Annotated in this window: 12 protein-coding genes and 1 tRNA gene; 6 read left to right on the top strand and 7 right to left on the bottom strand. The window is 71.1% G+C overall.

Going from position 1 to position 13,133, the window contains the following annotated elements; genetic code table 11:
* Positions 1 to 21: 21 nt before the first annotated feature.
* From G6N10_RS11940 to G6N10_RS11925, 4 genes are all read right to left on the bottom strand, one after another.
* Positions 22 to 372 carry a hypothetical protein gene (locus tag G6N10_RS11940; RefSeq protein WP_085094550.1) on the bottom strand — a complete coding sequence of 117 codons (351 nt, stop codon included), beginning with the start codon at positions 370 to 372 and terminating at the stop codon, positions 22 to 24.
* 107 nt (positions 373 to 479) lie between these two features.
* Positions 480 to 2,006 (bottom strand): DUF7937 domain-containing protein, encoded by a 1,527-nt coding sequence (locus G6N10_RS11935; protein WP_085094548.1) that lies wholly within the window; start codon positions 2,004 to 2,006, stop codon positions 480 to 482.
* Positions 2,007 to 2,158: 152 nt separating this feature from the next.
* Positions 2,159 to 3,034, bottom strand: coding sequence for a DUF6777 domain-containing protein (locus tag G6N10_RS11930; RefSeq protein ID WP_085094546.1), 876 nt, complete (start codon positions 3,032 to 3,034; stop codon positions 2,159 to 2,161).
* A complete protein-coding gene (locus G6N10_RS11925; protein WP_085094579.1) occupies positions 3,031 to 3,588 on the bottom strand; it encodes an RDD family protein in 558 nt (185 codons plus the stop codon). The genes G6N10_RS11930 and G6N10_RS11925 overlap by 4 nt, the downstream gene beginning before the upstream one ends.
* Before the next feature lie 180 nt (positions 3,589 to 3,768).
* Between G6N10_RS11925 and G6N10_RS11920 the strand changes: the two genes are divergently transcribed.
* The 3 genes from G6N10_RS11920 (at position 3,769) to G6N10_RS11910 (ending at position 7,311) form a co-directional block, all read left to right on the top strand.
* On the top strand, positions 3,769 to 5,991 hold the full coding sequence (locus G6N10_RS11920; RefSeq protein WP_085094542.1) for a hypothetical protein: 2,223 nt from the start codon (positions 3,769 to 3,771) through the stop codon (positions 5,989 to 5,991).
* Positions 5,992 to 6,094: 103 nt separating this feature from the next.
* Complete coding sequence (locus tag G6N10_RS11915) at positions 6,095 to 6,433, top strand: Rpo12/RPC10 RNA polymerase subunit family protein (protein WP_133055106.1); 339 nt, start codon at positions 6,095 to 6,097, stop codon at positions 6,431 to 6,433.
* 263 nt (positions 6,434 to 6,696) lie between these two features.
* Positions 6,697 to 7,311 (top strand): VldE C-terminal domain-containing protein, encoded by a 615-nt coding sequence (locus G6N10_RS11910; protein WP_109750453.1) that lies wholly within the window; start codon positions 6,697 to 6,699, stop codon positions 7,309 to 7,311.
* 150 nt (positions 7,312 to 7,461) lie between these two features.
* On the opposite strand, the gene G6N10_RS11905 is transcribed toward G6N10_RS11910, so the two are convergent.
* From G6N10_RS11905 to G6N10_RS11895, 3 genes are all read right to left on the bottom strand, one after another.
* Entirely contained in the window at positions 7,462 to 7,884 is a 423-nt protein-coding gene (locus G6N10_RS11905; RefSeq protein WP_133055105.1) for a hypothetical protein, read from the bottom strand.
* A gap of 285 nt (positions 7,885 to 8,169) precedes the next feature.
* A tRNA-Gly gene (locus tag G6N10_RS11900) sits at positions 8,170 to 8,240 on the bottom strand.
* A gap of 20 nt (positions 8,241 to 8,260) precedes the next feature.
* A complete protein-coding gene (locus tag G6N10_RS11895; protein WP_085094533.1) occupies positions 8,261 to 9,127 on the bottom strand; it encodes an endonuclease domain-containing protein in 867 nt (288 codons plus the stop codon).
* A 183-nt stretch (positions 9,128 to 9,310) separates the two neighbouring features.
* On the opposite strand from G6N10_RS11895, the gene dcd reads away from it, so the two are divergent.
* The 3 genes from dcd (at position 9,311) to G6N10_RS11880 (ending at position 13,133) form a co-directional block, all read left to right on the top strand.
* Positions 9,311 to 9,880: a dCTP deaminase gene (dcd, locus tag G6N10_RS11890; RefSeq protein ID WP_085094584.1), complete on the top strand. Its 570-nt coding sequence runs from the start codon at positions 9,311 to 9,313 to the stop codon at positions 9,878 to 9,880.
* A gap of 200 nt (positions 9,881 to 10,080) precedes the next feature.
* Positions 10,081 to 11,733: a DUF7159 family protein gene (locus tag G6N10_RS20125; protein WP_456152504.1), complete on the top strand. Its 1,653-nt coding sequence runs from the start codon at positions 10,081 to 10,083 to the stop codon at positions 11,731 to 11,733.
* 80 nt (positions 11,734 to 11,813) lie between these two features.
* A complete protein-coding gene (locus G6N10_RS11880) occupies positions 11,814 to 13,133 on the top strand; it encodes a UDP-glucose dehydrogenase family protein (protein ID WP_085095885.1) in 1,320 nt (439 codons plus the stop codon).

Genomic DNA, 13,133 nt, shown 5'->3' with positions numbered 1-13,133 from the left:
CCGGGCTCAGGCTGAGTCGGCTCAGGCGGCGGTCGTGGCGGCGTCGCTCGCGGGAACCCAGGCGCACGGGTGACCGAAGGCGCGGGCGGCCCGGCGGGCCAGATCGGCGCGGGCGGTGTCGTTGGCGGCCAGCGCCGCCCGGTTGCCGGGCAGCAGCGCGCCCAGATCCCAGCGGCCGATGCGACGGTTCTGCTGCTGCGCCCGGTCGATCTCGTCGCGGCACTGCCGGTAGCTGCCGGTGAAGTCGTAGCGCACGGTCAGGGCGGTGAGGCCGACCCCGACGCGCCGGACCAGCTCGACGCGGAACTCCGGATTGCCGGTGTCGACGCTGGTGGTGACGGTGTTCTTGGCGAGGGTGGCGGTGCCGCTCATGGTGGTCTCCTCATCTCCTTCCGCTACGGTTTCATAGCGGGCATGAGGTAACTATGACAGAGAAACCGTAGCGGTGCAAGTTAAACCGTAGCGCTGCTCCGGATTGTCTATGCGGGGTCCTCCGGGGCGGCGTCTTCCGGGGTGGCGCCGGTATCGGCGGGTGCGGCGGCGATCCTCGGCGTCGCCGGCGGTGCCGCGGCGATCTTCGGGGCCGCGCCGGCGGGCCGTGCGGCGTCGGCCTGGACCTCGTCGGCCTGGCTCAGTTCGGCCTGGACCCCGTGAGTCCCCTCGGTCCGGTCGGCCGCGACGGCGGGATCGACAGGCAGCGCCGGCGGCCGGCGGTCGAGCACCGTCAGAGCCGTCACCGCCACGGCCGCCGCCAGCACGCACAGCACCACGTCGAACGTCGAGGTGATCTGCTGGAACTGGTCGTTGCCGAACACCGCCGTGCGTTCCGGCGTCACCAGCGCGTCGACCCGCGGCGACAGCCGCACCCCGAGGGCGACCCGGCACACCGTCAGCGCGACCAGGCCGAACAGCAGCACCCGAGCCGCCATCTTCGGCAGCCGGGCGAACCCGTTGAGCACCAGCCAGCCGGCCAGCACCGCGGTCAGCACGTCGACGGCCATCAGTGCGGTCTTCACATACGGCAGCTCCGGCACCTCCAGCACCCCGGCCAACACCAGGTCGGTGATCCGCAGCACCGCCGACACCGCGGCCCAGGCCGCGATCAGTTGCAGCGACCGGCGCACCGCGCCCCGCCAGGCCGCCGCATCCGGCGCCCGCCAGCTGCCGGCCCGCAGCATCGCCAGCGGTCCGGCGATCGCGGCGACCGCGACCCAGGCCAGGTAGCCCTCGTAGCCGACGCCGGCGGTCCCGGTGTTCTGCGCGATGCCGTGGAAGCCGTCGATCTGCCGGCCGGCCGGCAGCAGCCACACCAGCGCGCCGGCGATCAGGGTCGCGCCGCCCAGCAGCAGCGTGGCCAGCCGGTCGGGCTCGGCGTCGGTGCGCAGCCAGCGCGCGACCAGCAGGATCGGCGTCAGCGCCGCGGCGGCGTACAGCACCGCCGCCGCCACCACGGTCAGGTTCTGCCCGACGGCGTCGCCGTCGAAGATGCCGGGCACCACGAACCGCACCCGCCAGAACACGTTGAACAGCGCGGCCAGCACCGCCAGGCCGACGAAGACGTTGGTGACCAGCCGGCAGCCGCGGGCCCGGTGCCCGGAACTGGTGCCGATGCCGAACACCGGCTGCGCGCACAGCAGTGCCCCGGCCAGGCCGAACCAGGCGCCCGGGCCGACGCCGGGGGCGGGGTCGCCGGTACCGCCGAGCACGATCGCGCCGATCACCGCGAACACCACCGTCGCGGCGACCAGCGCCAGGTAGGGCAGGTTCAGCAGCAGCCGCATCCTGGTCACGCTTTCCGGTGCCGCCGCCGGGTCGGCCAGCCGCCGTCGGGTCAGTGCCACCGCGGCCCACGGGCCCAGCGAGCCGAGGAACAGCAGCGCGAACAGCCAGCCGTAGTTGCCGGGGACGCCGAGCCCGAACTGAATGTTCCACGGCAGCACCAGCGCGATCAGCACCAGCGCCGCGCCGATGCCGTCGCGCACGGCGTCGGCGCGGGGCAGGGGCATTGAAGCCTGCAGGCTTTGCGCGGACGGGCCTGGGGCGGGCGGATGGAGCGGGGATTGGGTGCCGGAGTCGGGCATGGCGGGTCCCTCTCGACGTCGGAGTGAGTCCGGGGTCGAACCTAACACCGCCGCCGGCCCGGAACCCGGCGTAACGATCAGCCCGGCACCGGGAGACCGGTCGCGGGAACATTGGCCGCGGCGGGATCGGGCAGCGGCACCGTCGCACCGCCGAGTTCGATGATCCCTCCGGTCACCCGGGTCAGCCGATCCGCGTCGGCGATGTCGAGCAGAACGAACTCGTCGGCCAGGCCGGGCCGGTCGCCGGCGGCATAGTTGAGCGCCAGCACCGTGGTCCGGGAGAAATACGGCCACGGCGTGCCCCGCAACTCGAACCGGCCGAGGTCGGCGTCGGCCGGCGGGCTCAGCGGGGCACCGGAGGCGCAGTGCGTGCGCGGCACCCCGACCCGGTCGATCAGCACCGCGGTGTCCGCGGCCAGCACCGCGTGCTCGGCCCCATCGGTGTTGTGCAGCGTCACCCAGGTGTCGTTGAGCAGCACCACCGGCGTCAGGGTGTTCAGGTAGTACGGGATCTGCTCGGTGCTCAGCCCCTGCACCGAGGCCCACCGCTGCGCGAGGTCGGCGTGCGCGTCCAGGTAGTTGGCCAGCGCGACGACGTCGCACGGGTGGCCGGTGGCGGTGCCGCCGTACAGTTCCGGCGCCCGACCGGACACCGTACGCACGCCGCGGGTCGGCGACACCGGCAGTCGCCACATCGCGGTGTCGGCGCTGCGCGCGGTCGGCTCGGCGACGACAACCGGCGCGGTCAGAATCGAATTGGTGAACGGTTGCACGACGGCGTTCGGCCCGACCAGCAGCACCTCGGGGGTGGCCGGGGCGGCCGGCGGCCGGTCGGGATCGTCGGCCAGCACCACGGTGACCAGGGCGGTCAGCACCAGCACCGTCAAGGTCAGCGCGGACAACGCCAGGATCCCCGGGGTCCGCGGGTTGATGATCGGATCCGGCCCGTTCACGGGTGGGCCCGCCGCAGTTTGGCCCGGGTCGGCGGACCGAGCGGATTCGCCCCGGCGGCCACGTCGATGACGCGCAGCCCGCTCACCCGGTCGTGCAGCCCGGGCAGCGGCAGGGCCGCCAGGCCGAGCGTCGCGACGAACACCAGGCTGCGCAGCACCGTCGGTCCGAACCCGGGCGGCCGATGGTCCAGGTTGACCAGGCGCAGCCCGAGCATCGATTTGCCCAGGGATTGGCCGGTCAGCGCCAGGCAGATCTGCAGCCACAGCCAGACCGCCAGGAAGGCCAGCGGCACCACCACGGTGATGACGGCGGACACCCCGAGCAGGATCCCGGCGATCGACAGCGGGAACGCCGGAACGATCATCACCGCGACGTCCATCAGGTAGGCGGCGCAGCGCACCGACCGGCCGGCGTACCGGACACCCGTCGTCGGCGCGGGCAGCAGGGTGGTTGCCGCATCGGCCCCACACGACGGGCAGTACGGGTCTTCCTCGGCGAATCCGGCGCCGCAGCGCGAACACCGCTGCGGCGCGGGTTCCGAGGGTGGGGCCATGATGGATCCGGTGCCTTCCGCCTGACGTTGCCCGGCCCACAGTAGTGGCCGGGGTGGGTAACGAGCGGCGCGCGGGTTGCGAAGATCCAGGCAAGACGACAGGTTTATTCCTTGCCGCGTGGGCGAGGCTGAGACAAAATTGTTATCGCGCAACGCGGTTCAATTCGAGGGACGTGCTGCATGGAAGTCATGCTGGGGGTTTCGGTGGACGGCGGCCGAGGGCAGATCGCGCTGCTCGACGCGTCCGACCGCCACGCGGTGATCGACCGGGCCGATGTCGAGGGGGCCGGAGCCCCGGAGTCGGTGCTGGTTGCCCGGGTCATCGCCACCCACCGCGAGCTCGCTGCGGCCGGCCACCGGCTGGTGGCCACCCGGCTGTGCAGCGCGGACGCCGACCTGGCCGGCCGGCTGGTCGAGGACCTCGACACCGCCGGACTGTCCAACGTCGCGGCGGTGGCCCCCGGGGAGGCCGGCGCAGTCGGCGGAGCTGACCTGGCGCTCGGCGCGGCGCTGACCGGCGCGATCGGCTCGCAGGCGATTGCCGAAGCCACCGCGGCCACCGGCTTGGCACCCGTCGTGGACCCGGAGGCGACCGGCTGGGCGCCGGCCGCGACGTCCGAGACCGGGGCGGTGTCTGCCGTCGACCCGGACGCGACGGGGTTGGCCCCGATCACCGCGGCCGAAGCTGCCGCGGCCACCGGCCTCGCACCGGTCGCCGACGCGCCGGACTGGGCGCCGACCGGTCGTGCCCCCGCGCTCGACGGCGACGCGACCTCCGCCGTGCCCGCCGGATCCGACGCGAAACTCGACACCGAGCGCAACCAGCTGGCCTACTCCCAGGAGGAGTCCGGGCCGGAGGAGTACCCCGAGCCCGAGGAGTACGCCGAGGACTACTACGACCCGTCGTCGGCCGTCTACGGCGGCACCCCCGCCGAGGACGAGGAGGACGACCGATCCCGGCTGCCGCTGCTGGTGGGCTCCTCGGTGGCGGCGGTGCTCATCGTCGGGGTGGCGTCGCTGGCGGTCAGCGTCGCCGTCGCGGTCCGCCCGGCCGCGTCCCAGCAGGCGCTGCGGCTGCAGCAGGACGCGGTGCCGGGCAAGTACTTTCCCGCCGCGCCCGGCCAGGGCGTGCAGCGCGACGGTGATGCCTGGACGATGGTCGAGCAGTTGCCGCCCCCCGGTGCGACGACGCCGGTGCGCACCTTTGAGCCGCTGGCGGTGGGCCGGGCCAACTCGGCGCTGCGCGACACCGGTGCGCAGACCGTGCGGGTCTTCCCCGACGGAGCGGTGTCGGTCGGCAATGCCGCCCCGATCCCGTCGCCGGTCGCGCCGGTGATCGGCCCCACCGCTCCGATCCCGGGCGTCACACCGGGGTTCACCCCCGGCTTCAACCCGGGCCTGGGGCAGTCGATGCTGAACCCGCTGCTGCTCGGTGCGGTGCTGCGCGACGTCGTGCAGGTCAACCCGGCGACTCCCGGCAGCAACCCGTGGAAGGACTTCTTCGACAAGACCAAGCCGGAAAGCACGAAACCGTCCGAGGACGGGACCGGGACCGAGGGCGGGACCGGGACTGAGGGCGGGACCGAGGGCGGGAACGGCACCGGGACCGGGACCGGGACCGGTGATGGCACCCAGCCGGGCAATGGCACCGACACGGGCAACGGCACCGACACGGGCGATGGCACCAAGCCGGGCACCGAGCCGGGGTCCGATCAGCCCGGCGGATCCGATCAGCCCGGCGGATCCGATTCGCCCGGCGGATCCGGCGACAAGACGCCGGGGGAATCGACCCCCGGGGACGGCACCGTCGGCACGCCGAAGGAGCCCGAGACCGGCGCCGACACCCCGTCGAACCCCGCCGACCAGAGCGACGAGGTCATCCCGTCGGGCACCTTGAAGGTGCCCGGGGAATCCCCGAAGCCGCAGAAGCCGGCGGAACCGCCGCTCCAGCCGAGCCCGGGTGCTACGCCGAAAAAGCCCGAGACCGGCGCGGGCAGTCCGTCGGCGCCCGAGGCCGGCCAGGACGACGGGACGCCGGGCGGATCCGCGCCGGAGGCGCCGGTATCGGTCGAACGGCCCGCGCCACAGGTGCCCATCCAGGCGCCGGTGCAGCAGGCGCCCGTTCAGTCACCGGTGCAACAGGCACCGGTGCAGCAGGCGCCCATCGAGGCTCCCGTTCAAGCGCCCGTCCAGGCCCCGGTCCAGGAGCCCGTGCTGCAGGCTCCGGTGCAAGCGCCTGTTCAGGCGCCGGTGCAAGCGCCCGTTCAAGCTCCGGTGCAGGCGCCCGTTCAGGCGCCGGTTCAGCGCGCGCCCGTGCAAGCACCGGTGCAGGAGCCGTCGTCGCGCAGCCCAATCCTCGAACTCCCCAGCCTCGGCGGCGGGAGCATCTTCGGCTCCAACTGAGCGATGCCCGTCGGCCGGTCGATGGCCCGGCGCCCCAGTCGTACACAATGGTGGCGATCACGCGGTGCACGGTCGCGGCGTCGACCGGCGGTGGGAGGAGAACATGAACGGCAGCTTTGGACTCGCGTCGGTGTTGAGCGTGATGCTGATCTGGGTGATCGCCGCCGCGGTGACCGCGGTGATCGCGCACCAGCGTGGCCGCAATCCGCTGGTGTTCTTCCTGGTGACGCTGTTCTTCCTGGGGCCCGTCGGGCCCGGGTTCGCGCTGGTCGCTCGCCCCGACGTCGCCCCCGAACCGGAGCCGCGCAAGGTTGCCGACGGCCGTCGGCGGTTCGTCTGCCCGCGCTGCGGCGCCGAGAGCGACATCCCCGAGGCGGACACCGGCTACAACTGCTGGCGCTGCGGCGAGAAGCGCAAGGTCCGGCCCGCCAAGGCGGCATAGACCCGCCGGCTGCATAGAACGCCAAGGCGGCATAGACCCGGCCAGGCGGCATAGACCCAGCCCGGGCCGGATAGAACTGCCAAGCCCGGGTAGACCCGCCCAGGCGGCGAAGAACTGACACCGCCCGCATTGCGGATCGCGACCGCAATGCGCCATTGTCCGGACGCACTGCCCGGGGGCGAATTTCAATTCGGGCATGTTCGCTGTGTCTCAATTGTGGCCATTCCTTTGGCTAGCCGTTACCGAACAGTTATCGTGCTTGGGTGGGTAGGCATGAATTAGCCCGGCAGCGTCGCCGATGGTCGCCGATTGCGCTCGCCGTGATGGCCGTGCCGGTCGCCGCCGCCATGACCGCCGGCGGCGGAGTCAGCCCGGTTGCCCAGGACACCGCGCCCGTCATCGAACGTGCTGCGAGCCCCGCCACCCTGGTGGCGGCGGGAATCGCGCCGGTCGACACGGCGCAGTGGCGCGCGGTGGAGGCCGAGCCCGTGGTGCAGGCACTGCCCGTCGGCGTCGCCGCCGAGTCCGGCCTGCAGGTCAAGACGATCCTGGCCGCCCGCGCGATCAGCGCCGCCTTCCCAGAGATTCTCTCCATCGGCGGGGTGCGGCCCGATTCGCTGCGCTGGCATCCCAACGGCCTGGCGCTGGATGTGATGATCGGCGACCCGAATTCGGCGGAGGGCATCGCGCTCGGTAACGAGATCGTGGCGTTCGCCATGCGAAATGCCGATCGCTTCGCGCTGCAGGACTGCATTTGGCGCGACACCTACTACACCCCGGGCGGCGCGCAGCCCGGCGGTTACGGCCATTACGACCATGTGCACGTCACCACCAAGGGTGGCGGCTACCCGACCGGCTCCGAGGTCTACTTCCAGTAGCCGGGTCAGACGCTGATGGTGTCTTCGAGTGCGGTCGGATCGCCGTGCCCGGTGAAGACCGCGCCCGACGTCACGACCGCGCCCGGCGCCAGCGACCGCGCCCGGCGCCAGCGACCGGGAACCCGCAGTGAGCGGGCATCCTGCTTTTCGTCAGCGCACGGCGCCGGGGTGGGGGTCGAACTCGGTGAGATAGCCTCGGAGGAGGCCGCGAACCTTCCTCTGATCTTTCTCCAGTTCCCAAGAATGGTCGGCCGTGTACGAGAAGGCCAGAGCCGCACACACCTCAGAACCAGCTACCAATTCGTCCTCAAGCTGCGGAACCGTTTCTCGCAGAAGTGGATTGGTGAGGTCGTGCATGTAGTCGACGTCGCGGTTCTTCGGCAGTTCGTAAGAGGCCCGCATCCATTGCGCAAGCAGGGAAAGCGCGTTCTGGGGCCGCATGGCTCCCAGGTGGTCGCTGCTGCGTCTGAGTTCTTGGCAGACTCCAGCGGTCAGCACGAGCCGTTGGGTGTAGTGCACTTCGATGTCGTACCTGGCGACGGCCCCAGGGTCTGATGAATCGACGAGTCGCATAGCTTTGCCCCCTTTGTGCACTGCCGGCTGCGGTTCGCGGCCGGATTTTTGCGGCCCTCACCGGGTTTGCTGCACAATCGGGCCCCGGTTCGATCACGCGGCCGGCCTGGCCGGTGTGGTCATGATCGCTCCGAATTCGATTGGGGTCAATCGGCGAGTCCGGCGCTCGCGCCCGCTGCTTGCCAAACTTGCGTTCGCATCGGGCGGCAAATCGTCCGGTGCTGAGCCGGGGTGAGGACACCTGGCCGGTGTCGCAGTCGGGCCGATATGCCCAGGTGATCGTTGAGCCGATGACGGGAATCGAACCCGCGTATTCAGCTTGGGAAGCTGATGTTCTGCCATTGAACTACATCGGCGTGGTGCGGGAGACAGGCTATCAAACGGGCTTCTCGCGATGCCTCGGTGCCCGGTGCAGGCCCTGGCGGACCACCGACAGGATGGTGTTCAGGGTGTCGTCCCACTCATCGACGACGTTCTCGTAGGTCAACCGCATGCGCAGCAGTCCCAGCGTGGCCGCCACCTGGTCGCGCCTGCGGTCCTCGCGATACTGCTGCACCCCGGTGTGGTGTTTGACGCTGTCGACCTCGATGATCAGCCGCTCGCCGACCAATAGGTCGACATGGCCGAGTCCCTCGATCGGAGCCTGAACCTGAACCTGCACTCCTTTGCTCCGCAGTCGCAGCCGGACCATCGTCTCGGTTCCGGACGCTGCGCGGTCATCGCAGCGGTCTAGGCAGTCCCGGACGGCAGCGGGAGCATCCTCGAAGGCCGATTCCACCTCGGTCCGGGTGAGGATAGCGAGCACCGGTTCGTCCGCCAGGGCCCGGCGCGCGGTGTTGAGCAGCGAATCGCAGACCACCGTGATGCCCTCGTGGTCCAGGCAGTGCAGCGCGTGCCGCAGCGCCAGCAACGGTTCGTCGACCGCCGCGAGCACCGGCTGCGGACCGCCGACCTGTCGGCAGAACCGTTTCGGGTGGGCGTCGCCGGCGTGTTTGTCGCCCCGGATGTGGACCTTGCCGAATTGCGGCGGCACCCAGACGCCGCGGCGGCGCAAGGCCGAGACGCAACTGAGCGCGCCGCCCTTGGTGACCGCGGTGACGATGTCCGCATCGGCGCCCTCGCGCCCGTACCACCCGCGCCTGAGCCGCCGGTAGCGGCCGTCCTTGAGGCCCCGAGCGAGATCACCCCGGCTCACCCCGAGCCGGATCCACTCCCGATAGGGGTGCACGCCGGGGTCGTCCATGGCGTCAGTGTCGGCGAAACCTCCCCGGTGCGCTGTTCAGCACGGGGGTGCCTGGGGATGGTCTGCACAAATGGGGTGAAATCAGGGGTGCCATGTGGATAATCCATCTCGCGGCGCTCCTGGCGGACATCTGTGCACGCATCTGCCGGGCACCCCATCTCGGGGAGCCGATACGCTCCTGTGGTGCTGCTCTCTGACCGCGATATCCGCGCAGAATTGACCTCCGGCCGACTCTCGATCGATCCGTTTGACGATTCCCTGCTGCAGCCCTCGAGTGTCGACGTCCGGTTGGACAACCTGTTCCGGGTCTTCAACAACACCCGCTACACCCACATCGACCCCGCAGAGCGCCAGGACGACCTGACCTCCTTGGTCGAACCCAAGGAGGGCGAGCCGTTCGTGCTGCATCCGGGCGAGTTCGTGCTGGGTGCGACGCTCGAACGCTGCAGCCTGCCCGACGACTTGGCCGGCCGGTTGGAGGGCAAATCGTCCCTCGGCCGGCTGGGCCTGCTGACCCATTCGACCGCCGGGTTCATCGATCCGGGCTTCTCCGGGCACATCACCCTGGAACTGTCGAACGTGGCGAACCTGCCGATCACGCTGTGGCCGGGCATGAAGATCGGGCAGCTCTGCCTGCTGCGGCTGACCAGCCCCGCCGAGCACCCCTACGGCAGCGACAAGGCCGGGTCCAAGTACCAGGGCCAGCGCGGCCCCACCCCGTCGCGGTCCTACCTGAACTTCCGCAAGGACTGACCGATCACCGACGCGCGTCACGGGCGTAGGGTGGTCCGTGTCGAGTCCGGCCGCGGAGCGCACCGCCGCGGGTAACGCCGCCGACGGAATTGGCGATAAACCACCAGCCGCCGTGGACTCGGCGCAACAGCCATAGGCAAAGAACCAAGCCAGAAGCCCAGAACAGAACGCAACCGTACGCAACGAGACTTGGAGGGGCAGTGGACATCGTTCTTGGTGTGTCGATGACCCCCACGTCCGTCCGGATGGTACTCGTCGAGGGCGAGAACGCGGACGGCGTCACGGTCGACCATGACGTGTTCACCATCGCCGAGGGGCAAGATGCCCCCGCGCAGGTGATCGCGGCCATCCTCGGCACCCGGGAAAGCGCGCTGGAAAGCGGTCACCGGCTGGTCTCCACCGGCGTGACCTGGAGCGATCACGTCAGCGCAGCGGCGCTGCGCGACGCGGTCAAGGCCAACAACATCGACGACGTCCTGCTGGTCTCGGAGCTGCACGCCGCGGGCGCGCTGGCCACCGCGGCCGGCGGCGCGATGGAATACCAGCGCACCGGGCTGATGTTCCTGGAGCGCGACATCGCGACGCTGTCGGTGGTCGACAATTCCGACGGCTCCATCGTCAAGGTCCAGCGCCGGGAACTGCACAGCGAGGACGCGGTCGCCGAGCTCGGCGCGATGCTGGCCGGCCTCGAAGATCTGCCCGCCCCGCCCGACGGGGTGTTCGTGGTCGGTTCCGGGGTCAATGTCGCGGCGATCAAGCTGCAGCTGGAGTCCGCGACCGCACTGCCGGTGATCGCGCCGGGCGAGGCGGACCTGGCGCTGGCCCGCGGCGCGGCGCTGGCCGGAACCCAGGCCCCGCTGTTCGAGGCGACCACCGCCGGGCTGGCCTATGCGCTGGCGGCGGAGGAGGGCGCGACGGCCGGTTCCCCCTTTGCCGCGAGCCTCGCGGCGGCGGTCACCCAGGTGGCCGGGGCGGAATACGGTGGATCGTCGCAGCTGGCCTACAGCGCGGTCGACGACGACGTCGACGACGACGCCTTCGCCGCGGAACTGGCGGCCGCGGAGGCCGAACTCACCGACGCCGACCAGCCCGAGGGCGCCGAGCGCAAGCCGTTCCTGCTGGTGGGCAGCGCGTTGACGACGGTGTTCGTGGTCGGCATCGCCGCGCTGGCGATCTCGCTGGCGGTCACCATCCGTCCGACCGCGCAGCAGCGGCCCGAGCAGAACGACGCCGTCGTCGTGCCGGCGCAGCAGATGCAGGCGGCCGAGCCGGCCGCCGCGGTTCCGGCACCCCGGCCCGCCGCACCCGAGGTCAAGCCGCCCGCCGCGCCCGCCCCCGCTGCGCCCGCCCCCGTCCCGGCGGCGCCCGCGCCGGTCGTCCAGCCCGTGCAGGCCAAGCCGCCGGCCCCGGTCCGGGTCGAGGCTCCCGCACCCGCGGCGCCGGCTCCCGCCCCGGTGCCGGTGGTGGTTCCCGAGCCGCCGGTGGTGGTCCCGGTGGTGGTCCCCGAGGCGCCGATCGCCCCGGCCCCGGTCCCGGCGGTCGTCCCCGAGGCGCCGGTGCCCGCGGCGGTTCCGGTGCAGTCGTCCCCGCCGATCGGGTTCTTCCCCGGGCAGAGCCCGCAACTGGGCACCTTCAACCCGGGGGACGACGAGCGCCCGCGGCAGCAGTACCCGCAGTACCCGCAGCAGCAATATCCGCAGTACCCCCAGCAGCAGTACCCCCAGCAGCAGTACCCCCAGCAGCAGTACCCGCGCCGCGGTGACTACGACTTCGACCGCGGCTCCAACGGGCGCAGCAAGCGCGACCACAGCCCGAGGCTGCCGTTTTTGCCCTGGCCGTTCGGCAACCGCTGAGCTGACTGGTCACCTGGCGTTCGCCTTCCGCTCGCGGTGACGCCGCCGTCGTTTCACATCGACGGCCTAGACATGTCGGTATGCGATGCGCGGTATTCGGAACGGGTTACCTGGGCGCCACTCACGCCGCCGGGATGGCCGAGCTCGGCCACGAGGTGATCGGTGTCGACATCGACCCGGGCAAGGTGGCCAAGCTGGCCGCCGGCGAAATCCCTTTCTACGAGCCCGGATTGGCCCGGATGCTGCGGGAGAACCTGGCGGCCGGACGGCTGCGGTTCAGCACTGACTACCAGCTGGCCGCCGACTTCGCCGACGTGCATTTCCTCGGCGTCGGAACCCCGCAGAAGAAGGGCGAGCTCGGCGCCGACCTGCGCCACGTGCACGCGGTGATCGACGAGCTGCTGCCCCGACTGAGCCGGCCCGCGGTGATCGTCGGTAAATCCACGGTTCCGGTCGGCACCGCCACCGAATTGGCGCGCCGGGTCAGGAATCTGGCCGAGATCGACGTCGAGGTCGCGTGGAACCCGGAGTTCCTGCGGGAGGGTTTCGCCGTCGGGGACACCCTGCACCCGGATCGCATTGTGGTTGGCGTGCAGCAGGATTCGGTGCGGGCCGAGGCGGTGCTGCGTGAACTGTACGCGCCGATGCTCGCCGAGGACGTGCCCTTCCTGGTCACCGACCTGCAGACCGCCGAGCTGGTCAAGGTCTCGGCGAACGCCTTTCTGGCGACCAAGATTTCCTTCATCAACGCGATCTCGGAGGTATGCGAGGCCGCGGACGCAGACGTGACTGTGCTGGCCGATGCGCTGGGCCATGACCCGCGCATCGGCCGGCGATTTCTTAACGCCGGCCTGGGATTTGGTGGTGGCTGCCTGCCCAAGGACATTCGGGCCTTCATGGCCCGCGCCGGCGAGCTCGGTGCCAGCCACGCGCTGACCTTCCTGCGCGAGGTGGACAGCATCAACATGCGGCGCCGCACCCGGATGGTGGAGCTGGCCACCCGGGCCTGCGGCGGATCGCTGCTGGGCGCCAACATCGCGGTGCTTGGCGCGGCGTTCAAACCGGAGTCCGACGACGTGCGCGATTCCCCGGCGCTCAACGTGGCTGGGCTGCTGCAGCTCAACGGCGCGACCGTGCAGGTGTATGACCCCAAGGCGCTGGAGAATTCCCGGCGGGTGTTCCCGACGCTGAACTACGCCACCTCGATCGGCGAGGCCTGCGAGAAGGCCGACGCGGTGCTGGTGCTGACCGAGTGGCGAGAGTTCGTCGACCTTGAGCCGGCCGACCTCGACGGCCTCGTGCGGGCGAAGGTGATCGTCGACGGGCGCAACTGTTTGGACGTGGCGCGGTGGCAGTCCGCGGATTGGCAGGTGCACTGCCTGGGTCGCCTCGTACGCTGA

The sequence above is a fragment of the Mycolicibacterium fallax genome, assembly GCF_010726955.1.
Taxonomy (GTDB): domain Bacteria; phylum Actinomycetota; class Actinomycetes; order Mycobacteriales; family Mycobacteriaceae; genus Mycobacterium; species Mycobacterium fallax.
Note: the sequence above shows the minus strand (reverse complement) of the source record. Positions and strands in the feature narration are given on the sequence as shown.

Coding starts and splice junctions, on each gene's coding strand:
- G6N10_RS11935 (WP_085094548.1), bottom strand. CDS start 2,006: ATGCCCCTGCCCCGCGCCGACGCCGTGCGCGACGGCATCGGCGCGGCG.
- G6N10_RS11920 (WP_085094542.1), top strand. CDS start 3,769: ATGGAAGTCATGCTGGGGGTTTCGGTGGACGGCGGCCGAGGGCAGATC.
- G6N10_RS11925 (WP_085094579.1), bottom strand. CDS start 3,588: ATGGCCCCACCCTCGGAACCCGCGCCGCAGCGGTGTTCGCGCTGCGGC.
- G6N10_RS11880 (WP_085095885.1), top strand. CDS start 11,814: ATGCGATGCGCGGTATTCGGAACGGGTTACCTGGGCGCCACTCACGCC.
- G6N10_RS11940 (WP_085094550.1), bottom strand. CDS start 372: ATGAGCGGCACCGCCACCCTCGCCAAGAACACCGTCACCACCAGCGTC.
- G6N10_RS11895 (WP_085094533.1), bottom strand. CDS start 9,127: ATGGACGACCCCGGCGTGCACCCCTATCGGGAGTGGATCCGGCTCGGG.
- G6N10_RS11915 (WP_133055106.1), top strand. CDS start 6,095: ATGAACGGCAGCTTTGGACTCGCGTCGGTGTTGAGCGTGATGCTGATC.
- G6N10_RS11905 (WP_133055105.1), bottom strand. CDS start 7,884: ATGCGACTCGTCGATTCATCAGACCCTGGGGCCGTCGCCAGGTACGAC.